Genomic DNA, 25248 nt, shown 5'->3' with positions numbered 1-25248 from the left:
GGTTTGCCCGGCTAGCCCAGGCGGGACTCGAGCATCAGCTCCACATTGAGACCTTCGAACTGGATGTGCGGCAGCACCGCCACCTTGCAGTCGTACCAGCCGATCTCACCGGGCCGCGACTCCACCATGACGTTGGTGGCCTTGAACGGGAAGCGGCGCAGCGTCAGGTCGTCCGGGTTGACCACGGTGGTGACGTAGTTGGACAGCCACGCGTCGATCTGCCGCTGCACGTAGCCGGCGTCCGCGGTGCTGCCGATGTTGTCGCGCATGATGCTCTTGATGTAGTGCGCCAGCCGGGTGATGGAGAACGTGTAGGCCAGGTTCGTCACCAGCTGAGAGTTCTCCGAGTCCTTCGGGTCCTTGAACTTCTTGGCCCGCTTGATGGACTGGGTGCTGAAGAACGTCGCCTCACCCGAGCCCTTGCGGTACACGAGCGGGATGAAGCCGTTGCGAGCGAACTCGTACTCGCGGTAGTCCGGGATGGCGATCTCCACCGGGGCCTGGATCATCTTCTGCCCGCGCAGGGTGAAGGTGTCCACCGGCAGGCCGGTGACGAGGCCGCCGCCCTTGGGGCCGCGGATGGACTGGCACCAGCCGGACTGCTCGAAGGCCTTCACCAGGTTGCGGCCCATGAGGTAGGCGGTGTTGCCCCAGAGGTACTTCTTGGTGTCACCCTGGGCGTCCTCCTTGAAGTTGAGGACGTCGCACGGGTTCTTGTCCGGATCCCACGGCAGGCGGACCACGTAGCGCGGCAGCGTCAGGCCGATGTACGCGGCCTCTTCCTTCTCGCGCAGCTCGTTCCACTTGCCGTAGCGCGGGTGGCTGAGCACGCCGTCCAGGTTCTTGAGCGACTCGAGCTGCTCCACGCTGTCGCAGTCGAAGAACTTGGGGCTGGCCGCGGCGATGAACGGGCAGTGCGAGGCGTTGGCCACCTTGCCCATGCGCTCCAGCCAGGTGATGTCCTGACGGGACGAGGAGAAGTCGTACAGGCCCAGCATGACGCCGTAGGGACGGCCGCCGAACTGGTCGTACTCCTTGATGTACATCTTGTCGAAGAGGGCGCTGGAGAAGATGTTGCTCGAGTTCTTCTCGAAGTCCTCGTTCAGCTCCTCCTTGTCCACGTCCAGGATGTCGATGGTGATGTCGGCCTGGAAGTTGGTGTTCTGCACGAGGTCATCCAGCCCACGCCACGCGGCCTCCATCTTCTGGAAGCTCTCGTTGTGGATGATCTCGTTCATCTGCGCTTCGATCAGCTCATCCACGCGGGCGATGGCCTTCATCACCTCGCCCTTGTCGAAGCGGGTCTGCCCCGCCTCGTCCTGGATGGGCTCCACGTTGTAGAGCATGGCCGCCAGGGCGGACATGAAGCGCTCGTCCCCGGGGACCTGCTGATCATTGGTGGCGACGGGGACCAGGCCCGTGCCGACCATCGGCTGGGCGTTGGTGGGGATGTCGAACCCGCGGACTTCGAACAGCTCTTTCAGCACATTCTTTTCGGCCATGAGCTAGGTGCTCCTCGGCAAGGAAATAAGGTCGTGGGGAAGATCAGGCCTTGGCGGTGGCCACGGCGGGAGCGGGAGCATTCGCGGGGAGCGCGGGCTGGGAGCCGTCCGGCTTGGCGGCGGCCGCCGCGGGCAGGCGCATGCTGGCGTAGCTCTTGAGCTGCTCGCTCTCCAGCAGCTTCTTGAGCTCCTCCTTGTTGGAGAACAGCTCGTAGAGCTTGCGGCGCAGATCCTTGCGGTTGTCGATGTCCGACTGCATCTCCAGCAGGAGCTTGCGCAGGAGCATCAGCGCCTTGAGCTTGGGCACGTGGTTGACGATCTCGTCCGGGTGGAAGGACTTCATCCGGTCGATGGGCAGCTCGACGGCCATCTTCCCTTCGCCATCGGCGCTGAGCTTGTCGTCCACGTCGAAGGAGATGGACATCCCCATGTCCTTCATCAGCTCGTTCAGGTTGCTGCCGGTGACGGAGCGCAGCTTGCGCTCCTCGAGGTCCACCTGCCGGTCCTTGGAGCGACCGAGAGAGAAGTCACCGAGCACCACGACGCGGAAGGGGAGCTTGACGTCCTCTTCCTGGCCGTTGATGTTGGTGCGGTAGACGAGCGTGATGCGAGACTTGGGTAGCTTGTCCTGGATGGGCACGGCATCTCCTTACACGGCGCGGATCACGTTCCCTGGGAAACAGTTGCCCCCCGACTTCACCGCTGGGCGCGACCCGCTGTGTTGTGGATCAACACTTTAAGGAAAACCGAATGAAGGGGTCAAGTCAGCTAGCCCCTCGGTAATCCACTCGGTTGGAGGCTTGAGGTTTCCCCCGAAAACAGGAGCACTTGCTGAGCCTGTAGCGCGGGTTCTTGCAGAGCGTCATAGCCAAGGTGGCTGGCACGCTCCAGACGCAGGATGCCCTCCTGCTCGTTCATCACGAGCACCACGGTGAGCATGAACACCGACTCGGAGAGCAGCGGCAGCAGATCCGACTCGAAGCGTCGGCCCGCCTCCACGGCCCACGGAGCGCCGCTGCTGGAGAAGGGCTCGCCGCAGTGGATCTTCACCTCGACTCCTCCGGTGGGAATGGAGGCGAAGCCACCCATGGAGTCGCCCTCGCCCAGCGCGCTGGCGCCCAGCCGCATCTCCTTGGCGGGCACCTGCTGGTGGCGCACCTCGCGCCGCACCGAGATCTCCGCCTCGGGGTACGTCTTGCTGAAGAGCCAGTGCAGCGTGCTGGGACAGGTGGGGCGCAGCAGGCGCAGCCGATCGTCCGCGGCCCCCGCCCACCCGGGCAGCAGCGCCTCGCTGCGCTCCGGGTAGAGCCCGGCGAAGCACTCCTGCAGCAGCAGGTGATCGAAGTAGCCGATGAAGCGCTCGAGCCGATCATGATCGAGCTGATCCATCGTCCTCATGAGGAAGGACGGCAGCGGCGACTGGGCGCTGAACAGCCCCATGTTCACCGTGATGATGACGCGCTTGTGCGGCTTCTGGAAGAACTGGATGTCGTGCACCAGGTGGGACTGGTGCACGGTGGTGCGGTGGCTGCGGTACTCGATCTCTGCATCGCCGTAGCCGGAGGCGGCCAGCACGTCCAGCAGCGCCGGGATGTCGAAGGCGCGGATCCGCTCGCGAATGCGCTGCTCGACCGAGCCCTCCATGTCCGCCCTACTCCTCCGTCTCGTTCGACTCCGCGCTCTGCGCGAGGAAGGCGGGCAGGTCCACGCGGTAGAGCTGATCCAGCGCGCGGAAGGAGAGCGAGTCGGTGTTCTGCATGAGCGGCTCCACCTGCTCGGCGTGGGTGCTCAGGCCGGCGAAGAACCGCGAGAAGAGCGAGGGCAGGTACACGCGCGGATCGAAGCGCTCGATCACCGCCAGCACGTCCGCCGCCACCACGCCGGCGCGCACGAAGTCCCCACGCTCCATCAGCGTGTTGAACGCGTCCAGCTTGCGCATCAGGTCGGCCAGCGCGGGAGACACCGGAAGGGTGGGCCCCGCCGCGGGCGTCGGCGCGGGACGTGCCTGCGCTGGAGCCTGCTCCTCCTCCTGAGACTCCTCCTCGGGCTCGGGCGCGGCCTCCTCCACCGGGGCCGGGACCGGGAGGGTCTGCAGGTGCCCCTCCAGCCACTGGGTGAAGCGGCGGAACGGAGCCTCGCAGCCGTTGCGGGGCATCACCCGGCTGAACGAGGAGAAGATCTCCTCGCTCAGGGCGAGCGCCTGCTCCAGCGGCTCGCGGTTGGACACGTCGCTCCAGCGACGGAACGTGTCGTCCTTGAGGCGCTCGTGGTGCTCGAGGTGCTTGTTGAGCACCTTGAGCAGCCAGCGCAGGCTCCCGTCGGCGTAGACGTCCTTGCGCTCGCGCGGACCGAAGAACTGCCAGTTGCGCAGCAGCATGCTGGAGAGCGAGTGGAACACCACCGGCATCGCCGCCAGGCCGCCCTCGAGGAAGAGGCCGAGGAGGTAGGGGCCCACGAGGCGCACGTCGTACAGGCCCTCGCGCAGCAGCGCCTCGGCGGCCCGCGCCGCATCGAGGTAGGCGCTCTTGGCCACCAGATCGTTGACCTTCCCCAGGCGCTCGTCAGCGCTGTCCAGATCCGGCGCCTCGGCCTCCAGGAGCTGATCCAGGAGGTGAGGCTCCAGGGGAGAGACGACCTTCGCGGGTTCACCCATCTTGCACCGTGACCTGACCAGGCGAGACGACCTGGATGACGCCGCCCCAGTTGCACATCAGTTTGCAGTTGCTGTCCACCGCCGGCATGTTGCCGATCAGCAGCTTGGGACACCCAGGCATCCAAGGCGCCGCCGTCGCGGGAATGCACGGCATGGGCGTCAGCACCCCCATGGCCGCCGCCGTCGCCGCCGCCACCATGGGGTTGGCCATCGACTGGCACATGCCGAAGGGCAGGATGTTCACCAGGGGCTTGTTGTCCATGATGTTGGCCGCGGGCGTCGTGGCCATCACCTTGTTGACGGGCAGCACCACCAGCGACGAGGGGGCGACGCCGAAGCTGCACTGCAACATGGCCCCTGTGACGACCTGGACTCCCATGGTGCACTCCTTTGCGAGGGCTGGCGCGAAGCAGCATCCTCACACAGGCGGCTCCGACTTTTCCAGCAGGTGGCCTCGCAGCGCCGTGAGGGCCTGAAAGAGCGGATCCGTGCTCTTCCGGAACAGCGCACCTGTCAGGTACTGCATCTGGCACCAGGGCTCGTCTACCTGCCCCTTCACCTTGCGAGGGTACAGCGGGATGAACTCGGTGCGATCCGGCAGGTGCTCGGCGCCCAGCTCGAGCTCGAGGCCGCGCCGCACCGTCTGCAGCCACACCGCCGACTGCTGAGGCTGGGCGCCGGTGAAGATCAGCAGCACGTAGCGGTAGTGGCCCGCCACCCCACCCGTGGGAGCCGGCACCACGACGGCGCCTCGGACGAAGGGCAGTGTCTGGACGAACTCCGCCACCTCGGCGGACGGGTAGACGCGCCCTTCCCTCCTCGCCGTGCGGGGCCCACCGTAGTGGTACACGCCAAAGGAGCGCGTGAGGACGACGTAGGGAGGCGGCCGCTCCTTGTCCGGCAGGAGGGCGAACATGCCCACATCTCCCGCCGACTCCTGGCCGCTCATGTTGATGTCTCCCAGCGTCCAGCGACGGCCGGGAGCCGGAGGCGCCTCGGTGTGGATGTCCCTCACCCGCCGTGGCGAGACGAGCACCGCGCCTCCGGCGGACGGATCCACCAGCACGTTGGCGGACGGCACCGCGGCCACGCCGCACTGCTTGACCCAGGCCCGCCAGCCGACCCAGTCGATGGGCTCCTCGGGGTTGCGGAACCAGTGGCCCACGCTCTTCAGGGAGGTGCGGGTGCGCAGCAGCAGATCCCTCACCGCCGGGCTCACCCCGAGCGCGCGCACCGGGTGCTCGTTGATCAGCGCCGGGTTCGTCTCGAGATCCGCCAGCTCGAGGTGGAGGTAGGTGGCCCCGCGCAGCAGCGTGGTGAAGAGGAAGGCCGGCATGTGCTGCAGCGGGTGGTAGCCCGGGGCCGCCAGGTGCTCGCCGGCCCCGAGGCCGAAGGTGAGCAGGCCGTCCACCAGCGCCCCCCGCCACGCATCCTCCGCCGAGAGCGGCGCCGGAGTGCCCGCCGGCTCCACCAGGGGCGAGAACAGCAGGCCCACCGGCTCCTCCGGCTTGTACGTGTGCGAGGTGAAGGCCGGAGAGGCCTGGCCGCGGCTCTGCAGCAGCAGCTTCTCGAAGCCCTGCAGCATCAGCGCCTGGTGCGGCTCGGCGGCGATGTGCTCCGGCCCGAGCGTGGCCAGCCGCCGAGCGATGAAGCGCCGGCCTTGAGGTGGCAGGAAGCTGATGCAGGCCCCCAGCCCCAGGGCCGCCGCCAGGGAGATGAGGAGCTCGTTCCCCACGGAGTAGAGCAGGCACACCTTGGCGCCGGCCTTGACGCCCTGCCGGGCCCAGTCGGTGGCCCTCCGCGCGGCCTGCTCGTGCAGCTGGCGGTAGGTCAGCGTCTGCCAGCCCGTCCGCCTGTCATAGCTGCGCAGGGCCACGCGATCCGTCGTGGTGTGGCGGACGACGAGATCGTGGAAGAAGTCGTAGTGCTGGGCGGTGCGGCTCTTGAGCGGCGCCCCGCGGCCCACGTGGGCCACGGCCAGCGCCGCGACGAACCCATCCGGATCCTGCCAGCTCTCCTGCTGCCAGGCCGGCACCGCGGACTCCGCCGGGGTGCCGGACTCGAGCTGGTCGAGGATCCTCTTGATGTCGAACGGCATCCGGCTACTCGCGCCTCCGCCGCCGCGCTCCCAGCAGCACCAGCGCGAGCAGCGCCACCATCGCCGAGCCGCCTGTCCCGACGTTGGAGCTGGAGCAGCCACCGCCCTGGCCCGTGAGCTGGCGGCCATGGCCCTTCACCGGGATCACGGCCTCGGGCTCGGACTCGTTCTGCAGGTAGACCTGGAGATCGTTGGTCTCCTCACCCGCCGCCTTGGGCTGGAAGTGCACCTGGAACGTGGCGCTGCCCTGCGCGGGGATGGGACGGCCGTCCAGCTCGGTCTTGTCGACCACGAAGTTCGTCCCCTCGCCCCGCTTCAGCTGCACCACCACCCACTGCGGCTGGGCGGACTTGTTGACGACCGTGATCTCCTTGGGCGCCACCGGGTTGCTGACCTCCACCCGGCCGAAGTCCAGGCTGCCCGGATCCACCGTGAGCAGGCGCTGCGTCGCCTTGCCCTTGAGCTCGATGGTCAGTGGCCGAGGCTGGGCCGGGACGGTGTCGAAGGACAGGGTGGCCTCCGTCAGATCCTCCACCGTGGGCTGGTAGTTGAGCGCCACGATGAGGGAGGCGCCCGGCGCGATGGCCCGGCCCGCCACGGCATCCGGCTCGTACCGGAAGAAGCTCGCGTCGCCGCTGCGCCTGGTGAGCACGGGGTTGGCGAGCACGACCGTGTCGCTGCTGCGGTTGATGATCTCGAGCCCGGCCGGGTGCGGACGGTTGACGCGGACCGCGCCGAAGTCCAGCGAGGTGGGCTTGCTCTCGAGCACGGAGGGAATACCGCGGCCGTGCAGCGACACCTCACGCGGCACAGGCGTGCTGAAGCCCAGCTTCAGCTTGCAGTTCACGTCCACCTCCGCCTGGGGCGTGAAGGACACGGAGACCGTCTGGCTCTCGCGCGGCTTCAGGTCGATGGGCAGGTTGGGCTTGATGAGCGTGAACTGCGTCGACCCCTCCCCTTCCACCGAGATGCCCGACATGGTGATCGTCGTGTCGCCGTTGTTGGTGATGCGCACCGTGCGCAGCGTCGACGGCTTGTTGAGCAGCTGGTTGCCGAACTCCAGGAACGTCTCGGAGAGCTGGATCTGCTGCCCCACGCCCGCGCCCGACAGGACCACCGCCGCGGTGGGGGCGGTGGCGTCGTTCGACAGGATCTGGAGCTGAGCGGAGAACAGCCGCTCCTCGTCCGGCTTGAGCGACACCGACACGGTGGTGAAGCCGTTGGGCTGCAGCGTGGTGGGCAGCGCCGGCGGAGTGACGTCGAAGGCGCTCGCGTCCGTGCCGCCCTTCTTGATCTCCGTCAGCATGAGCGGGCCGGTGCCCTTGTTGGTGATCGTGATGGTCTGAGGCGCCGAGGAGTTGCCCACCAGCACGTTGGAGAACCGCAGCTCGAGCGGATCCAGCCGCAGGGTCGGCGAGGTGCCCGTTCCACCGACGGTAGCCTCCTCGACGCCGGCGTTCGTGAAGAAGCGCGCCTTGGCCTCACGCAGGTTGGGGCCGCGCGGAGTGAACTTCAGCCGGACGAGCGCGCTCTTGCCCGGATCGACGACGATGGGGAGCGTCACCGTGGCGTCCAGGGTGAAGTCCAGCGACATGCCCGAGTTGGCCGTGGCATCCGCGAAGGCGATGTTGGAGACGGACAGCGGCTTCTCGCCGATGTTCTTCACGGAGATGTCCTGGGTGACGGGCACCCCCACGTTGGAGCTGCCGAAGTTCAGATCCTGGGGCTGCAGCTCCGCGGCCGCGGCCACGCCCGTGCCCGACATCGCCAGGCTGAAGAGCTTGTTGGTGACGGCATCGCTGCGGATGACGGCGGAGGACGGGAAGTAGCCACGCTGGGTCGGCGTGAAGGTGACGGTGAACGGCCAGGTGTCTTTCGGCTGGAGCACCAGCCCGTCGGGCAGGCCGGAGACGGTGAACTGGAGGTCGGTCGGGTCCTCCACCGCCTCGATCGTGAGCGGATAGCCGCCCGTGTTCTCGAGCTCCACGCTCTGCTGCAGGCCCGTGCCGCCCACATCCGCGGGCTCGAAGGAGACCACGCTGGGCGTCACGCTCATCTGTCCGTCGACGCCCGTGCCCGACAGTTCCAGCGCGGGTGCCGGCACGAAGGCATTGCTGATGATGAAGAGCTTGCCGGAGGACGGGCCCACCGTCCCCGGCGTGAAGGCCACGGACAAGGCCCGCTGCGCGCCGGCGGCGATGGTCAACGGGCTGGCCTCCGAGGGAGGCGTCAGGCCCTCCAGGCTGAAGGCGGGGTTGGAGAAGATGAGCTGGGTGATGGCCAGCGCCGCCGCCCCCTTGTTGGAGAGGATCACCGGCTGGGCGCCGCTCTTGTACGTCACGCGCTGGTTGCCGAAGTTGAGCGCGGCCACGGACAGCTCCACCTTGGACACGGTGCCGTTGCCCGAGAGCGTCACCGTCGGCCGCGGGGCGAGATCCGTGTTGATGGTGACGGAGCCCGTCGCGGGTCCGTTCGTGGACGGCTCGGTCGGCTTGAACTTGACGGTGAAGGTGTAGGAGGTGCCCGACTGGATCGTCGTGGGCAGCGTGGTGGGCGTCTCGACGACGAAGGGCCCCACCACCGGCAGGCTCTGCAGCGTCACATCCGTGGGGCCGGTGGCGTTGTTCACGGTGATGTTGACGTTCTGCGGGCTGCTCGTGTCGCCCACCCGGACGTCACCGAAGAAGATCGATGAGGTGCTGACGGTCAGATCCGGGTTGGCGCCGAACCCTGTCAGGCCCACCGTCGTCGAGGCGGGGACGGCGTTCGACGTGATGGTGAGCGAGGCGCTGTAGCTGGTGGTCTGCGTCGGCGCGAAGGACACCGCGATGTTGAACTCGGAGTTGGGAGGCACCGTGAAGGCGTTCGGCCCGACATAGGAGAAGGCGCCCGTGGGCGACACGACCGGTGCGCTGGAGATGACGAGCGGGGCCCGGCCGGAGTTCTTGATCGTGATCGTCTTCTGCCGGGCGGAGCTCACCCGCACTCCCTTGAAGTCGAGCGCGGAGATGGGCTCGCACACGGGAGGAGTCGTGTTCGTGGGCGAGCACAGCGCGATGTTCGGCCTGCCGCCATAGCCGGTGAGGCTCACGGTCACCGTCCCTCGGGCCACGTCGTTGGTGGTCAGCGTGAGGACGGCGTTGGACTGGCCCTCGACGGTGGGGTTGAACGTCACCGTGAGGGATCTGCTCTGACCGGCCGGGACGTCGATCGGGTTGGCGTCGAAGGTGTAGAAGGCGGCCCCCGCGCCAGACTTGGTGATGTTGGTGATGCGCAGGGTGCCCGAGCCGGTGTTGCTGATCTCCAGCGGCATCGTCGGAGCAATGGTGGGGTTCACCGCCACGTCTCCGAAGGCCAGCGTGGAAGGCACCAGGATGACCGGATTGACGCCGATGCCCGACAGCGTCACGGGGACCGAGGGCCGGTTCACGTCCGTGGTGGCCAGCGTGAGCGTGGCCTCGGCCGGCCCCTGACTGGTGGGGCTGAAAGTCACCACCAGGTCCCGCTCCTGCCCGCCGGGCACGCTGAGGGTGGTCTGGGTGAAGCTGTAGAGAGCGGCGGCAGGCCCGCTCTTGGAGATGTTGGTGATGTTCAGCGTGCCCGTGCCGTTGTTGCGGATCGTCAGCGGCACCGCCTTGTTGGTGTTCACCTGCACTTCGCCGAAGAGCAGCGACGCCGACACGGTGATGCTGGGATTGACGCCCGCGCCCGTCAGCGTCACGGTGGCCGTGGGACGGTTCACGTCATTGGTCGTCAGCGTCAGCGTGGCATCCGCCTGGCCCACGCCGGTGGGGCTGAACGTCACCACCACGGTCCGGCTCTGCCCTTCCGGCACATCCAGCGAGCCAGGAGTGAAGGTGTAGTAGGCGGCCCCCGAGCCACCCTTGGAGATGGCGCTGATGCTCAGCAGGCCCGTGCCCGTGTTGGTCACCGTCAGCGTCTGCTGCGCGTTGGTGTTCACCTGCAGTTCGCCAAACGGCAGCGTCGCCGCCACGGAGATGTTCGGGTTGATCCCGCGGCCCGACAGGTCCACGTCGACCTGCCCCCGGGAGACGTCGTTGCTGATCAGCGTCAGCGTTGCATCGGACTGTCCTCCGACGGCCGGGTTGAAGGTCACCGTCAGATCGCGGCTCTGGCCCTCGGGCACCGTCAGCGTGGTCGGCGTGACACCGTAGTCCGCGGCGTTCGGGCCACTCTTGGTGATGCTGCTGACGTTCAGCGTCCCCGTGCCGTTGTTGGTCACCGTCAGCGTCCGCTGGGTGGCCGGGGCACCCACGCGCTGATCTCCGAAGGAGAGCGTGGAGGGCACGGTGATGGTCGGGTTGATGCCGCGACCCGACAAGCTCACGGTGACCGTCGACCGGGTCACATCATTGGTGGTCAGCGTCAGCGTCGCGTTGGCCAGCCCCTGCGCCGTGGGGTTGAACGTCACGGTCAGATCCCTGCTCTGGCCCTCGGGCACCGTCAGCGTGCTCGGCGTGAAGCCGTAGTAGGCGGAGCCCGTTCCGCCCTTGGTGATGTTGGTGATGTTCAGCGTGCCAGTGCCGGTGTTGGCCACCGTCAGCGTCCGCGTCGCGGTGTCGTTGATCTGCTGATCGCCGAAGGCCAGCGCGTTCAGCACCTGGATGGTGGGGTTGACGCCCCGCCCCGTCAGCGCCACGACCACGGAGGGATTGGCCACGGAGTTGGTGGCCAGTGTCAGCGTGGCATCCGCCTGGCCCACACTGGAGGGATTGAACGTCACCGTCACCGAGCGGCTCTGGCCGGCCGGCACGCTCAGCGTCGTGCCCGACAGCGTGTAGGCCGCCTGGCCTGCTCCGCCCTTGGTGATGCTGGTGACTTGCAGCGTGCCCGTGCCGCCGTTGGTCACCGTCAGCGGCAGCGGTGTGTTCGTGTTCGTCTGCCGCTCTCCGAAGGCCAGCGGGCTGGCCACCATGATGGTGGGGTTGATGCCCCGGCCCGTCAGCGTCACGTTGACGGTCTCGCTGCCCACCGCATTGGTCGTCAGCGTCAGCGTGGCGCTGGCCGCCACTTCATCCGTGGGCCTGAAGGTCACCGTCAGGTCCCGGCTCTGCCCCTCCGGCACGCTCAGCGTGCTCTGCACGACGCCGAACAAGGCCGAGTCCGTTCCGCCCTTGGCGATGCCGGTGATGTTCAGCGTGCCGGTGCCGTTGTTGGTCACCGTCAATGGCAGCGTCGCCGTCGCGTTGATCTGCCGATCCCCGAACGCCAGCGGGCTGGCCACCGTGATGGTGGGGTGCACGCCCCGGCCCGACAGCGTCACAGGCACCGTCGCGCTGCCCACCACGTTGGTGTGCAGCGTCAGCGTCGCGTCCGCCTGCCCCAGGGCGGTGGGCGCGAACGTCACCGTCACCGAGCGGCTCTGGCCCTCCGGCACGCTCAGCGTCGTCCCCGACAAGCTGTAGGCCGTCTGGCCCGTGCCAGCCTTGGTGATGTTGGTGATCTCCAGCGTGCCGGTGCCGTTGTTGGTCACCGTCAGCGGCAGCGGAGCGCTCGTGTTCCTCTGCACGTCCCCGAACGCCAGCGGGCTGGCCACCGTGATGCTCGGGTTGACGCCTCGCCCCGTCAGCGTCACGGGCACCAAGGGGCTGGCCATGGAGTTGGTGTGCAGCGTCAGCGTCGCGTCCGCCTGCCCCACACTGGTGGGCGCGAACGTCACCGTCACCGAGCGGCTCTGGCCGGCCGGCACGCTCAGCGTCGTGCCCGACAGGCTGTAGGCCGCCTGGCCTGCTCCGGCCTTGGTGATGTTGGTGAAGGGCCGCGTCCGCTCCCCCCTTGGCGATACCGGTGATGTTCAGCGTGCCCGTGCCATTGTTGGTCACCACCAGCGGCAGCGTCGCCGTCGCGTTGATCTGCCGATCTCCGAACGCCAGCGGGCTGGCCACCGTGATGCTCGGGTGCACTCCCCGGCCCGTCACCGTCACGGGCACCGAGGGGTTGGCCACGGAGTTGGTGGCCAGCGTCAGCGTGGCGTCCGCCTGCCCCACACTGGTGGGCGCGAACGTCACCGTCACCGAGCGGCTCTCGCCGGCCGGCACGCTCAGCGTCGTGCCCGACAGGCTGTAGGCCGCCTGGCCTGCTCCGGCCTTGGTGATGTTGGTGACTTCCAGCGTGCCCGTGCCGCTGTTGGTCACCGTCAGCGGCAGCTGTTTGCTCGAATTGATCTGCCACTCTCCGAAGGCCAGCGGGCTCGTCACCGTCACCGAGGGGTTGACGCCGTTGCCTGTCAGCGTCACGTTGACGCTCTCGCTGCCCACCGCGTTGGTCGTCAGCGTCAGCGTGGCGCTGGCCCCTGTCTGAGCCGTCGGAGTGAACGACACCGTCAGGCTCTGGCTCCCCCCCTCCGGCACGCTCAGCGTGCTCTCCGCGACGCTGAACAGGGCCGCGTCCGCTCCCCCCTTGGCGATACCGGTGATGTTCAGCGTGCCCGTGCCATTGTTGGTCACCACCAGCGGTAGCGTCGCCGTCGCGTTGATCTGCCGATCCCCGAACGCCAGCGGGCTGGCCACCGCGATGGTGGGGTGCACGCCGCGGCCCGTCACCGTCACCTCCACCGAGGGGTTGGCCGAATCATTGGTGGTCAGCGTCAGCGTCGCGTCCGCCTGGCCCTCGCTGGTGGGAGCGAACGTCACCGTCACCGACTCGCTCGTCCCCTCCGCCACCGTCAGAGTGGTGGCCGACAGGCTATAGGCCCCAGGGTTGGCTCCACCCTTGGTGATGTTGGTGATGTTCAGCGTGCCGACGCCGTCGTTGTGTACCGTCAGCTGCTGCGTCGTGGTCGTGTTCTTCTCCAGATCCCCGAAGGCCAGCGTGGGGATCGGTGTCCGGATCGTCGGGTTGATGCCTCGGCCCGACAGCGCGACCGGGACCGAGGTGCTGCCCACCACATTGGTGGTCAGCGTCAGCGTCGCGTCCTTCTGGCCCGTGGTGGTGGGAGCGAACGTCACCGCCACGGTCTGGCTCTGTCCAGCCGCCACACTCAGGGTCGTGCTCGCCAAGGTGTAGGCCGCGGCCCCCGAGCCGCTCTTGGTAATGTCGGTGATCTCCAGCGTCCCCGTGCCGCTGTTGGTCACCGTGAGGAGCCCGCCCACACTGGTGTTCGTCCGCACATCTCCGAAGGACAACCCGGGATCCACGGTGATGGCGGGGGCCACTCCCGTTCCCGACAGGGCCACCGAGGTGGGAGTGGCGACCGGGTTCTCATCGGTGGTGAAGCTGAGCGTCGCAGTGGCCGCTCCACCCGCCAGCGGAATGAACGTCACCGTGAAGGAGGCGGTCTGCCCCACTGCGATGGTCTGCTCCGTGCTCGGAGAGACCGTGAAGGAGCTGTGGTGGGTTCCCCCGCGAGCAGGGGTGACCTTGACGGCGGCATTCCCCACGTTCTTCACCGTCACGGTCCGGGCAACGCCCTGGCCCCCCACGACGGCTTCACCGAAGGTGTGCGAGGACGGGCTCACGTGGGCGGCGGACAACACTCCGTAGCCCGTGAGATCGACTTTCTTCGTACCGTTGACGTTGACCTGCGCTGCGTTCAGGAACTCCGCCGCAGGGTTGAACTTCACGGTCATGCTCCGCGAAATCCCCGCGCCCAGGTCGAACGGGACCACGCCATTCGTATCGAGCGTGTACGACGAAGCGCTCCCCCCCGCGATGACCACGTTGTTGATGGTGAGCGTCCCGTTCCCCGAGTTCCTCACGGTGAACGTCTGGGTAGCGCTATCGGTCCCGAGCTTCTGCTCATCGAAGCCCAGGGCCGTAGGGTCGACCGAGAGCGTGGGGGCCATGGGCGCCGGCCCCCCCAGCCGCTGACGCAACCATGAGCCCGGTGAGCCCGGCCCTTCCGACTCGGAGGAGCCGCAGGCAAGCAGCACCGAGACACACAGTATGGCCAGGAGTTTCACTCGGAGCACTTGCCCCTCCCCACGCAAAGAGCGGTAGGATTCTACCTGTTCATGAGCTTACATTCATCCGCCAGGGGGGCAATGGCCGCAGCACTGCTGGTGTGTTCTCTGGCCGCGGCACAGTCCTCCGACGAGCAGTTGCCAGGCTTCGACCTGGAGCGCCTGGAGACCAACGTAGGGCGTGGTACCACCTTGGTCGGCAACGGGGAGCTGATGGTCCCCGGTGGCCTCAATGTGAGTCTGCTCGGGCACTACCAGCGGCTCCCCCTCGTGCTGAACGACGGCGAGGGAGACCTCCAGGTGGTGCGCAACCGGGCCACCGCGCTACTCTCCGCCGGCTATGGCGTCCTGCCCTGGCTCGAGGTCAGCGCCCAGCTGCCCTTCGTATTGTGGCAGCAGGGAGATGATCCGGCGCTGGTAGGCCTCGGCCAGCTGGCTGCCCAGGGACTGGGCACGCCCGTGCTCCAGGCGCGGCTGGGCCTGCTGTCCCGCCGCCAGCGCCAGCCGGTGGATCTGTCCGCGGATCTGGGCGTGGGGCTGCCCTTCGGCAACGGCTCGGCCCTGGCCGGAGATGATGGTCCCCGCTTCCACGCGCGCATGACGGTGGGCACCAGCCTGGGCTGGGTGGCACCCTCGCTCGAGGCGGGCGTGCTGTTCCGCCCCTCCATCCTCCTGGCCACCTCCGCGGGCGCGGCCAAGCAGGGCGCCAACTCGGAGATCCGCCTGGGCGCCGCGCTGGCCACCACGGGCAAGGGGCTGCGCGGAGAGCTGGGCCTGCGCGCCACGCTGTCTCCCCAGGTGTCCATGGATCTGCTCGGAGGCGTGCGCTTCCCCCTGCCCGCGGGGCTGGACGCCTTCCTCATGGGAGGCCCTGGCCTGGGCGGCGCCCTCGGAGCGCCTCGCTTCCGCATGCTGGCCGGCGTCAGCTTCCGCAGCGAGCCTCCGCCGAAGCTCTCCTTCATGGACGCGACCGCCGATCGCGAGCTCCAGCTCGCCCTGGCCACCCCCACGCGCCAGCAGGAGGAGGAGCGCGTCCGCCCCGTCAGCACCTGGGAGCTCAACTCCCTGTCTCGGGGCGATCCCCTGGAGAACGCCGAGCAGCAGGGCAAGAAGGAGCCGCTGCGGCCCTATCAGCCCACGCCGCAGGAGAAGGTCGTCCTGCGAGGGGTGATTGCCTTCTCCCAGGGCAGCGCGGAGCTGCCGGGCGTCGTGCCGCTGCTGGATCAGGCCGTGCTCCAGCTGTCGGAGCTGCACCGGGGAGGCACCGTCATCATCGAGGGCCACGCGGACACCGAGGGCACCGACACCTCCGACATGTTCATGTCGCTGCGGCGCGCCCAGGCCGTGCGCCGCTACCTGGTCAACCAGGGCATCCCCGCGACGCAGGTGCGCATCCGCGGCTTCGGCGCGGAGTGGCCGCTGAGCGCCAGGCCCGCCACCGAGGAGGAGCGGCAGCTCAACCGCCGCGCCGAGGTGATCGTCCTGACGGACGCCGCTCCCACCTCGACCAACGCGCAGAGTCCCGCGCCGTAACGCCCTGCCCTGCCGTGGCGGGGCCCGAGGACCGGGACGGGCTCAGCGCGGGCGGATGGCGCCGATCCGGATGAGGAAGCGCGTCTTCCTCTCCAGCTCGCGCTGCAGATCGTCCAGGTGCCGCGTCGATTCGCGCACGGGCGCCGCGCTGGGAGGACTCACCCGCGCGGGCATGATGGCCGGAGGGTTCATGGTCCGCCGCGGCTCCGGCCGGACGGCCTCACGCTCCGCCGGCGCGCTCCGAGGCCTGCGGACCATGGGCTGGCGGACCACGAGGGGTGGGACGCGATCGTCCACCGCTCGGCCGTAGAGCCACGCACCGCAGCGCCACAGCACGTCATGGCGCAGGACCAGCAGCGTCCAGAAGCGGTCGCGCATCTCGATGAACCTCACGAGGCTCGGCGCGCCATCGCCCGTGCTCGCCTGCTGCCCGAGCAGCACCTTCAGCTTCTCCGCGATCTGCTCCGCGTCGCGGATCTCGGTGGGGCTCACGGGCGAGCGGCCGGTGATCCTCGACTCGTTCCGCCGAAACACCGCGGCCAGCGCGAGGCAGTCCTCCAGGACGTCCTGCTGCCCGTGGAGGCGGACTTCATCCGCGTCGGCGTCGGCCAGCAGGCCGGCCTCGGCGAGGGCGTCGGCGGCCTTGCGCATCTTGCGGCGCAGGGTCTGCGCCTGATCGAACAGCGTCCCGAAGGAGATGGACCGGAGCTCCCGCTGGACCTGCAGCGCGGCGAAGGCCACGCCCTGGACCAGCCGCGGGAGCATCGAGAGCTCCACGACGTCCACGTTGGGCAGCTTGCCGATGACCACCGCCCCGCTGCCGAGCACCGCCTCCACTCCGCGCGTCACGTTCTGGTAGGTGAGCACGAGATCCGCGCAGCACTCCTCGATGGTGGCCGGGTCGACGGCCTTCGCGGCGGCCACGAAGGAGTCGTAGGCTGGCTGCGAGCTGACGCTCTCGAGCTCGGCCATCTCCGCCGATACTTCTCCAGCTGTCTGGGGCGGTCCGCCGCTCGCGTCCTCGGCCATACGGACAGATTATCGAGCGCTCTCCGGCGCCGCAATGCACCGGGACCTACGGGAATCCCTCAGCCGCGATCCCTGCGGACAGGGACCTTGCGGCCCCGCAGGGTGGCCTGGCGCAGCGCCGTGATGATGCGATCGGCGGCCGGCTCGGGCACCTCCACGAGCGAGAAGGCATCGGCAATCTGGATGGCGCCGATCTGTGAGGCCTCCAGGCCCGCCTCGCCCGCGATGGCGCCCACCAGATCCGCGGGGCGCATGCCCGCGTTCCGGCCCGCTCCAATATAGAGACGAGTGATGTCCCAGTCCGGCCGCTCCGCTCGGCGGCGGGGCCCATGCTCGGCGCGCCCGGGGCGCTCGGCGAACCCGGCCTTCTTCCCTGGGCGCTCCGCGGGGCCCTTGCGATCCGGCTTCTCGAAGCGGGATCGCTTCTCGGTCGGAGGCGCCACGACGGGGATCTCCTCCTCATCCCCCCCGCGCCCATCGTCTCGGGACTCCTGGAGCGACTTCACCGCCGCGGCGGCGACATCCATCACGTCGAACTCGGCCGCCAGATCCTCGACCACGCTCCGGAACGGATCGAGCCCTCCGGCCACGAGCACCTCCCGCAGCGAGGCGCGGGTGAGCTCCAGGTGCCGGGCGCGCAGGTCCGCCACGGTGGGCACGGCCGCCATCTCGATGCGCTGGCCGGTGAGCTTCTCCAGGTTGCGCAGCAGCCGGTGCTCCCGGGGCTCCACGAGCGTGATGGCCACGCCCTCGCGCCCGGCCCGACCCGTGCGCCCGATGCGGTGCACGTAGGCCTCGGGCGCGTTGGGCACGTCGAAGTTCACCACGTGCGACAGCCGCGGAATGTCGAGCCCGCGCGCCGCCACGTCCGTGGCCACCAGCAGATCCGTCGTGTGGGACTTGAGCTGCTTGATGACCCGATCGCGCTGCTCCTGGCTCATGCCGCCATGGAGCGCCTGCGCCCGCCAGCCGCGGCCGTTGAGGGACACGGTGAGCTCGTCCACCTCGGTGCGGGTGCGGCAGAAGACGATGGCCGCCGTGGGGGACTCCACGTCCAGGACACGGCAGAGCGTGGCCACCTTGAAGGCGCGCGGGACGATGTAGGCCGTCTGCCGGATGCGCGGCAGCTCGCCCGGCTCCACCTTCTCGCGGGCGATGCGCACCCGCACGGGCTCACGGAGGTGGCGCTCGGCGATGGCGGCGATGCGCGGCGGGAGCGTCGCGGAGAAGAGCGCCGTCTGTCGCTCCTCGGGCGTGGCGGACAGGATGGCCTCGAGATCCTCGGCGAAGCCCATGTCGAGCATCTCGTCGGCCTCGTCGAGGACCACGGTGCGCACCTCCTCGAGCTTCAGCGTCTTGCGCTGGAGGTGGTCGAGCGCCCGGCCGGGAGTGGCGACGACGACGTCCACGCCCCGCTTGAGGACCCGGAGCTGCTGGCCGATCACCTGCCCGCCGTAGAGGGGCAGCACGCTCACGCCCAGCTTCTGGCCATAGCGGTGGATGGCCTCGGCCACCTGCATGGCGAGCTCTCGCGTGGGCACGAGCACGAGCGCCGAGGCGGTGAACGGCCCGCGGCTCCCTGGGGTGAGGTGCTGCAGGAGCGGGAGCGCGAACGCGGCCGTCTTCCCCGTCCCCGTCGCGGCAATGCCGAGCAGATCCTTGCCCGCGAGCAGCGGAGGGAGCGCCGCCTGCTGGATGGGGGTGGGCTCCTCGTATCCGAGGGCACGAATCGCCTCGACGAGAGGGGCCTCGAGCCCGAGGGAGTCGAAGGTGACATCAGCTGGAGGAGTCGAAGGTTCCTTCACGTCAGCGGCTTGTATCACTCCTCGAGCCAACGGGTGAGGCGGAACACGCCTCAGCGTCGAGAGGTGTATGAATAGGGCATGACTGAGTCGACTCCGCGACCCTCCAGTGCTCCGCCGCCCCAGATCGGACGCGTGGCCTTCCATGCCGTGGTCTCCGGCCTGACGCCGCTCATCCCCATCCCCTACCTGGACGACTACGCGCTCCGCCAGGTGCGCGAGCGCATGGTCCGCGCCGTGCTCCAGGAGCATGGCCTGTCCGCTCCCCCCAAGGCCCTGAGGGTCCTCGCCGGCTCGCACGTGAAGTCCACCCTGGGCAGCCAGCTGCTCGGGTTCCTCAAGTCGGTGGCGCTCCTTCCCTTCCGGAGGGTCTGGCGCAAGGCCTTCCTGGTGCTCTGGGTGAAGGACTGCGTGGACATGGCCTCGTACTCCCTGCACCACGGCTACCTGCTCCAGCACGCCCTGGTCCGTGGGGACCTGAGCGCGAGCTCGCTGGAGGGAGACGCCGCGCTGAAGGTGCACGACGCCATCCTGGCGGCCTGCAAGGAGATGGACTCGCGGCCCATCAACCAGCTGCTGGGGCGGCTCTTCGAGGGCAGCCGGCTGCTGCTCACCGAGGTCGCCAAGGCCCTGATGAATCCCCTGGTGGGGCAGCCCCGCAGTCCGGAGCAGGGAGAGGCCGCCGAGGTGGCCTCCCTGGCGGACCGGCTCGCCGCGGCGCTCTGGGAGGAGCGCGGCTACTTCGTCGCGCTGCAGGAGCACTACGACAAGCACATCGGCAAGGCCCGCTGAGCGGGCTCCGGCCTCAATCAGCCTCCTCCGACGGAACGATCGATCTTCTGAAGGGACGTCCCAGCCATGCGGCTCCTACCGAGCCAATGGCTCGGTAACGCCCCCGTCTCGAGCCACTCCCGCATCCAGTTCCGTCACAATGCCTCCATCGAGCCCGCGCGCGCGCAAGAATGGGGGCAGGTCCTCCGCGGGCGCGGCCTGGAGGGGTGAGAGGTCGAGCTCAACCGAGCCTCCACTCGTCCCCCCATCCATGGGCACAGGGGGGGGGACCCCTTCGGGCTCTCCGGTGAACAGACGCCTGAGGATGCGGCCATCCACGCTGATGGCGTATCGCACGCCAGAGTCCAGCATCAGGAACTTGCCTTCACAGGCGGCAGGCTCCGCGGAGATGTGGATGAAGAGGATGTTCCCTTGCCGAAGGACCCGGTAGCGGTAGGCCTCCGGCATGCTCCAGCAGGGTGGAGACTCCTGGGTGGCCATGGGAAGGAAGTCCTGAAAAGCGGTCGTGAGCGCCCGAAACGTCGCCCCGTCCAACTCGTATGTTCGCCCCGGCTCTTCTGTCACGAGGGTATCGGCACCAGAGAACTTCGGGAATACGATGGACTCATCCTGCTCCAACGGCGCCGGGTGGGGGACCGGGCTCCGGACACAACTGGAAAGACCGACTGCGATGAGCAGGAGCGAGCCCCTCATGGCGCATTCCTCTGTGCACAGGGTGCCTGAGCCTCTTGGATATCGAACCGCAGAGAGTCACCCTCGCGCCACTTGACGACGTGAGTCTGCTCGCAGGCCCATCGTCCTTCGTCTCGAGTCCATTTCAAGATCTGGCTTGTCTGCGGCGTGTAGACATAGAAGCCACTGCACGTCGGACTGACATGGTCGTCCGAGAAGAAAGCGACAATGGAGAGCCGCAAGTCGCCATCCTTCGTGCGGACCTCAAAGCCATGTCGCAGCCCCTGGGACACGACGAAGAGCACATCATCCTCGGAAATCGGAGTTAGGAATCGAAGGCGCTGAAGCCTGGTCCCGGGATGCGCTCCAGAAGGAGGGCTCCTGGCGAGGGACGCACGACATCGGGATCCAGATGAGCTGGAGAGCAGCCCGCGAACAGCATGGCCAGCGCCAACCCACGACAGCGCCGAAGCCCCAGCGCATGCCTCCGCGCAAGAGGAAGGCGCCATGAGTCCACATTCATCGTCGCGCCCCTTTGAAGTGTCAACGCTACCTGGAATCGGCGCGCAGTGTCATGAGAACCTTGTTAGTTTCCCCCCACCTGCCGCCAAGAGATGACCCGCCTCTACCTCGTCCGCCACGGCCAGGCCTCCTTCGGGGCCAGCCACTATGACCGGCTCTCGCCTCTGGGCGAGCGCCAGGCGCTCCTGCTGGGCCAGCACCTCCATCGCACCGGCTTCCGCGCGGACGCATGGATCAGCGGCACCCTGGACCGCCAGCGCGCCACGCTCGCCGGGATGCTCCAGGGCCTGGAGACACCGCCGTCCACCGACGCGCATGCCGGCTTCAACGAGTACGATCACGAGGCCATCTTCGGCGCGTACCTGCCCCGCGTCATGCAGGAGCTGGGGCTGTCGCCCGATGATCGCGTCGCCCTCTTCTCGGACACCCGTCAGTTCCAGACGGCCTTCGCGCGCGCGATGCAGCACTGGGTCGACGGCACCCCGCACGAGCGCCCTCCCTTCGAGTCGTGGGAGGCCTTCCAGACACGTCTGCGCGAGAGCCTGGAGCGCATGGCCCGCTCCAACCACGATCGCATCGTCATCGTCACCTCGGGCGGCCCCATCGCCTTCTCCGTCCAGGCCGCGCTCGGGCTGACCACCGAGAAGACCTTCGCCCTCAACTGGACGATCTACAACGCCTCCCTCACCGAGCTGCGCCTGCGCCGCGGCACGCTGATGCTGTCCGGCTTCAACAACGTGGCCCACCTGGAGCTCGCGGGAGATCCCGGCCTGCTCACCTACCGCTGAGAGAACGATCATGAGCACTCGCGAAGAGACCCGGCCCCCGCGCTCCGGGGAGGAGCTGGACGCTGGCAGGCTGCAGGAGTGGCTGGCCCGCCAGAACCCCGTCTTCACCGGCCCCCTGCACATCACCCAGTTCGCGGGAGGCGCCTCCAACCTCACCTACCTCCTGCGCCAGGGCGACAAGGAGTGGGTGCTCCGCCGGCCTCCCTTCGGAACCAAGGCGAAGACGGCCCACGACATGGGGCGAGAGTTCCGCGTGCTCTCCGCCCTGCAGCGCGTGTTCCCCTACTGCCCCAAGCCCGTCGTCTACTGCGAGGACGAGAGCGTCATGGGCTGCCCCTTCTACGTGATGGAGCGCATCCACGGCCTCATCCTGCGCAAGGATCTGCCCGCGAACCTCCACCTGAGCCCCCAGGACGCGCGGACGCTCTGCGAGCACCTGGTGGACGTGCAGGTGGCCCTGCACCATGTGGATGTCCAGGCCGCGGGGCTGGCGGACTTCGGCAAGCCCGAGGGCTACGTACGCCGCCAGGTCGAGGGCTGGAGCGAGCGCTACCGCAAGGCGCGCACCGAGGACGTGCCCGACGCCGAGGAGCTCATGAAGTGGCTCGCCGCGCACCAGCCTCCCGAGAGCGGACGCGCCGCGCTCATCCACAACGACTACAAGTTCGACAATGTCGTCCTCGATCCCAAGGACCCGCTGAAGATCATCGGCGTGCTCGACTGGGAGATGGCCACCCTGGGCGATCCGCTCATGGATCTGGGCTGCTCGCTGGCGTACTGGGTCCAGGCGGATGATCCGGAGGAGTTCCAGATGGCCCGCATGCTCCCCACCCACGCGCCGGGCATGATGACCCGCCGCGAGGTGGTGGAGGCCTACGCTCGGAAGTCCGGCCTGCCCATCCAGGACATCCACTTCTATTACGTGTTCGGCCTGTTCCGGCTCGCCGTCATCGCGCAGCAGATCTACTACCGCTATGCGAAGGGGCAGACGACCAACGAGCGCTTCGCCGCGTTCGGCCTGTTCGTGTCCCTGCTGTGCTCACGCGCCGAGCAGGTCATCCAGAGCGGCACGTTCTGAGCCGCGAGGCGCCTCAGACCTGAGCCGGAAGGGCCTGCGCCTGGGGCTTCTCCTCCACGGGCGAGGTGAACCGGAGGACGAGGTACCCCACCACTCCGGACACCAGCGACCCGATCAGGATTCCCAGCTTCGCGCGATCGAGGATGCTCGGCTCCGGGAAGGCGAGCCCCGCGATGAAGAGCGCCACCGTGAAGCCGATGCCCGCGATCACCGCCACTCCGTAGAGCTTCACCCGCGAGGCGCCCCCCGGCATCGACGCCAGCCCCAGGCGCACCGCGAGCAGCACGAAGAGGAAGATGCCGAGCTGCTTGCCCAGGAAGAGCCCCAGCGCCGCCCCCAGCGAGATGGGGTCCTTCAGCTCCGCCAGCCCGACTCCCGCCAGGGAGACGCCCGAGTTCGCCAGCGCGAACAGCGGCATGATGCCGAAGGCCACGTAGGGGTGTAGCAGGTGCACGAACCGGTTGAGTGGCGACTCCAGGTCCTCCATCCGCTCCTCGATGGACAGCACCTCCGCGTCGTCCAGCTCCTCGTTGCGACGCTGGCGCAGGAGGTTCTCGGTGTGGGCATGGAGCTGCGTGAGCACCTCCAGGGATGAGCGCAGCGCGCGCGTCGGGATCATCATCCCCAGGATGACGCCCGCGATGGTGGCGTGGATGCCTCCGTGGTGCAGCGTGTACCAGAGCGCCACCCCGCCCACTCCGTACGCGAGCCCGTTGACCACGCGCAGCCGGTTGAGCACGAAGAGCCCGACCGTCACGGCCAGCGCCCCGAGCAGCCAGCTCACGTGGAGCCCCGAGCCGTAGAAGAAGGCGATCACCAGGATGCCGCCCATGTCGTCGAAGATGGCCAGCGCCGTGACGAAGACCACCAGCGCGTGCGGCACCCGCTTCTTCAGCAGGCTCAGGCAGCCGATGCAGAAGGCGATGTCCGTGGCCATGGGAATCGCCCAGCCCTTCAGCCCGGGCCCATCGCGGTTGAGCAGCACGTAGACGGCCGCGGGCACCACCATCCCTCCCAGCGCCGCGACCAGCGGCAGGAGCGCTCGCGAGAGGCTGCGCAGCTCGCCCACGACGAGCTCCCGCTTGATCTCCATCCCCACCACGAAGAAGAAGAGGGCCATCAGCCCATCGTTGATGAGGTGGTGGACGGTGAAGTGGACCTGGCTTCCTCCCACGCCGATGGTCAGCGGCGCCTCGAAGATCGCCGTGTAGCTGTCACGCCACGGCGAGTTGGCCCAGCCCAGCGCGATCGCCGCCGAGCACATCAGCAGGATGCCGCTCGCGGCCTCCAGCCGGAAGAAGTCCTGCAGCGGCTGCACCACGGCCTTGAAGAGGACGCTCGACTTCCTGGCGCCCTCTGGATCTCGCTCTCCCACCACTCCTCCCGTTCTCTGTTCTGTCCGTTCAAGTCCGCTGCCGCGCCGCCACCGCCCGCGCTACCACCGCCACCAGGTGTGAGATTCGCTGCGGGTCCCGACTGCGGAGAACCCGACCCTCACTCTGCCGCATCCGCAACACGAGCCAGTATGTGTCCCCCATCAGCAGGAGCGCGGCGATCGAGCCGAAGATGGCCGCCCCCGCCAGCGCCAGGGCCAGCTCGTAGAGCTCACCGCCCCGAGCGCTCGGACTCGCCATGGCCGACAGGAGCATGGGCAGCCCCACGACCAGGCCTCCCATCAAGGTCATCAGCCACGGAAACATGCGTGGGCCGCGGCGGATGGAGTCCACACCTTCCACCTCTCGGAGCGGCCATGTGCGCCCCTCGGCGACTACCCGCTCGCTCGTGACGAGCACGCCCTGATCCTCGAAGAGCGTGGTCTCCCGCTCGAAGTCACTCATCGTACCTCCCGGGAGGCGGAGTCCTGCGTCGGGGGGCCGAAGGGGTCGCGGCCCTGCCGGAAGCCGGGAGCGCCGCGAGCAGCATCTGCCTCAGCCCCTCGAGCGGCTGCCCCAGCGCGAAGCACCCTCGAGCGCCCAGCCGCAGCGCGCGCTGCATGAGCCTGTCATCGGCGAACGGGAGCAGGATGAAGACAGGCGCCGGGTAGGTGCCATCCCGAGCCAGCTGCAGCGCGTTCAGGATGCCCTCGCCTCGCTCGACCTGGACGAGCACGAGATCCGGGCGGGCGGAGCGCTCCTCCCCCACGTGCAGGGAGATCCCCACCTCCGCGAGCACGTCGGAGAGGAGCTCGGCGAGCGAGTCGTCAGCGCCCAGCAGCAGCGCGTGGCCAGCCTGTCCCGTCGCCACGATCAGTGGCCCGTCGCCCGCGCGTGGGCCACGGAGACCGAGAACTCGCTGCGGCGGTTCCGGGACCAGACGCTCTCGCCGCTGCCCGACTCCGCCGGGCGCTCCTCGCCGTAGGACATGATCGAGATGCGATCCCGCTCCACGCCGAGCTTCACCAGGTAGTCCTTCGCCGCCGCGGCCCGGCGCTGGCCCAGCGCCAGGTTGTACTCGGTGGTGCCCAGCTCGCAGGTGTGTCCGGAGATCGCCACCAGTGCCTCGGAGCGCGGCCGCAGCGCCTCCGCGACACGCTCGAGCAGCGCTCGCGACTCGGGCCGCAGGGTCGCCGAGTCGAGCTCGTAGTAGATGGGTCCGAAGTCCAGCCGGGGCAGCTCGGCCACCTCCTTCGGAGCAGGCGGCGGCGGCTTGACCGGCTCGGAGCGAGCCGGCGTGTTCGCCGAGGCCATGTCGTCAGAGGAGACCGTGGCCGCGGACTTCGTGGCACAGGCGCTCGCGCCCATCGCGAGCAGCGTCAGGGGAAGGAGGAAGGTGCGCATGCCCTGCTCTCAAGCAACGCACATGCCGCCCTCGCCCTCCCTCGGGAAGGCCCGCGCCCGAGCCGTCCACCCTGGTATCG

17 protein-coding genes and 1 pseudogene are annotated in these 25248 nt (G+C 68.6%); 4 read left to right on the top strand and 14 right to left on the bottom strand.

Going from position 1 to position 25248, the window contains the following annotated elements; translation table 11 throughout:
• Positions 1 to 11 precede the first annotated feature (11 nt).
• From tssC to KY572_RS47580, 8 genes and pseudogenes are all read right to left on the bottom strand, one after another.
• The gene (gene tssC, locus KY572_RS43020; RefSeq protein ID WP_224249591.1) at positions 12 to 1502 is read right to left on the bottom strand and encodes a type VI secretion system contractile sheath large subunit; all 1491 of its coding nucleotides are present in this window, start codon (positions 1500 to 1502) and stop codon (positions 12 to 14) included.
• A gap of 43 nt (positions 1503 to 1545) precedes the next feature.
• On the bottom strand, positions 1546 to 2142 hold the full coding sequence (tssB, locus tag KY572_RS43015; RefSeq protein ID WP_224249590.1) for a type VI secretion system contractile sheath small subunit: 597 nt from the start codon (positions 2140 to 2142) through the stop codon (positions 1546 to 1548).
• Between the two features lie 128 nt (positions 2143 to 2270).
• Positions 2271 to 3146 carry a hypothetical protein gene (locus tag KY572_RS43010; protein WP_224249589.1) on the bottom strand — a complete coding sequence of 292 codons (876 nt, stop codon included), beginning with the start codon at positions 3144 to 3146 and terminating at the stop codon, positions 2271 to 2273.
• Positions 3147 to 3153: 7 nt separating this feature from the next.
• Positions 3154 to 4155 (bottom strand): type VI secretion system protein IglI family protein, encoded by a 1002-nt coding sequence (locus KY572_RS43005; RefSeq protein ID WP_224249588.1) that lies wholly within the window; start codon positions 4153 to 4155, stop codon positions 3154 to 3156.
• Positions 4148 to 4534, bottom strand: a complete 387-nt coding sequence (locus tag KY572_RS43000; protein WP_224249587.1) for a DUF4280 domain-containing protein — start codon at positions 4532 to 4534, stop codon at positions 4148 to 4150. The genes KY572_RS43005 and KY572_RS43000 overlap by 8 nt, the downstream gene beginning before the upstream one ends.
• A gap of 39 nt (positions 4535 to 4573) precedes the next feature.
• Positions 4574 to 6253 carry a class I adenylate-forming enzyme family protein gene (locus KY572_RS42995; protein ID WP_224249586.1) on the bottom strand — a complete coding sequence of 560 codons (1680 nt, stop codon included), beginning with the start codon at positions 6251 to 6253 and terminating at the stop codon, positions 4574 to 4576.
• Between the two features lie 4 nt (positions 6254 to 6257).
• Positions 6258 to 11984: a choice-of-anchor D domain-containing protein gene (locus KY572_RS47585; RefSeq protein ID WP_263452467.1), complete on the bottom strand. Its 5727-nt coding sequence runs from the start codon at positions 11982 to 11984 to the stop codon at positions 6258 to 6260.
• Positions 11985 to 12093: 109 nt separating this feature from the next.
• Positions 12094 to 14058: pseudogene (locus KY572_RS47580) on the bottom strand (beta strand repeat-containing protein); the annotation flags it as partial.
• 198 nt (positions 14059 to 14256) lie between these two features.
• On the opposite strand from KY572_RS47580, the gene KY572_RS42980 reads away from it, so the two are divergent.
• Positions 14257 to 15708 carry an OmpA family protein gene (locus KY572_RS42980; RefSeq protein WP_224249585.1) on the top strand — a complete coding sequence of 484 codons (1452 nt, stop codon included), beginning with the start codon at positions 14257 to 14259 and terminating at the stop codon, positions 15706 to 15708.
• Positions 15709 to 15750: 42 nt separating this feature from the next.
• On the opposite strand, the gene KY572_RS42975 is transcribed toward KY572_RS42980, so the two are convergent.
• Together KY572_RS42975 and KY572_RS42970 are read right to left on the bottom strand one after the other, a co-directional pair.
• Positions 15751 to 16680, bottom strand: coding sequence for a hypothetical protein (locus tag KY572_RS42975; RefSeq protein WP_224249584.1), 930 nt, complete (start codon positions 16678 to 16680; stop codon positions 15751 to 15753).
• Positions 16681 to 16796: 116 nt separating this feature from the next.
• Positions 16797 to 18542, bottom strand: coding sequence for a DEAD/DEAH box helicase (locus KY572_RS42970; RefSeq protein ID WP_224249583.1), 1746 nt, complete (start codon positions 18540 to 18542; stop codon positions 16797 to 16799).
• Positions 18543 to 18620: 78 nt separating this feature from the next.
• On the opposite strand from KY572_RS42970, the gene KY572_RS42965 reads away from it, so the two are divergent.
• The 3 genes from KY572_RS42965 to KY572_RS42955 all read left to right on the top strand — a co-directional run bounded on the left by KY572_RS42965 (position 18621) and on the right by KY572_RS42955 (position 22391).
• Positions 18621 to 19331, top strand: coding sequence for a hypothetical protein (locus tag KY572_RS42965; protein ID WP_224249582.1), 711 nt, complete (start codon positions 18621 to 18623; stop codon positions 19329 to 19331).
• Between the two features lie 1286 nt (positions 19332 to 20617).
• A complete protein-coding gene (locus KY572_RS42960) occupies positions 20618 to 21313 on the top strand; it encodes a histidine phosphatase family protein (RefSeq protein WP_224249581.1) in 696 nt (231 codons plus the stop codon).
• Positions 21314 to 21323: 10 nt separating this feature from the next.
• Positions 21324 to 22391 (top strand): phosphotransferase family protein, encoded by a 1068-nt coding sequence (locus tag KY572_RS42955; RefSeq protein ID WP_224249580.1) that lies wholly within the window; start codon positions 21324 to 21326, stop codon positions 22389 to 22391.
• Between the two features lie 13 nt (positions 22392 to 22404).
• Here the strand turns inward: KY572_RS42955 and nhaA are convergent, their stop codons facing one another.
• From nhaA to KY572_RS42935, 4 genes are read right to left on the bottom strand one after another with little or no spacing between them, the layout of a single operon-like run.
• Positions 22405 to 23766, bottom strand: coding sequence for a Na+/H+ antiporter NhaA (nhaA, locus tag KY572_RS42950; RefSeq protein ID WP_224249579.1), 1362 nt, complete (start codon positions 23764 to 23766; stop codon positions 22405 to 22407).
• Between the two features lie 28 nt (positions 23767 to 23794).
• The gene (locus KY572_RS42945) at positions 23795 to 24229 is read right to left on the bottom strand and encodes a DUF6232 family protein (protein ID WP_224249578.1); all 435 of its coding nucleotides are present in this window, start codon (positions 24227 to 24229) and stop codon (positions 23795 to 23797) included.
• The gene (locus KY572_RS42940) at positions 24222 to 24635 is read right to left on the bottom strand and encodes a response regulator (RefSeq protein WP_224249577.1); all 414 of its coding nucleotides are present in this window, start codon (positions 24633 to 24635) and stop codon (positions 24222 to 24224) included. Before KY572_RS42940 ends, KY572_RS42945 begins: the two co-directional genes overlap by 8 nt.
• Positions 24636 to 24637: 2 nt before the next feature.
• Entirely contained in the window at positions 24638 to 25168 is a 531-nt protein-coding gene (locus KY572_RS42935) for an OmpA family protein (RefSeq protein ID WP_224249576.1), read from the bottom strand.
• Positions 25169 to 25248 lie beyond the last annotated feature (80 nt).

This window comes from Hyalangium gracile (assembly GCF_020103725.1).
Taxonomy (GTDB): Bacteria; Myxococcota; Myxococcia; order Myxococcales; family Myxococcaceae; genus Hyalangium; species Hyalangium gracile.
This window is presented reverse-complemented; position numbering and strand designations above follow the sequence as displayed.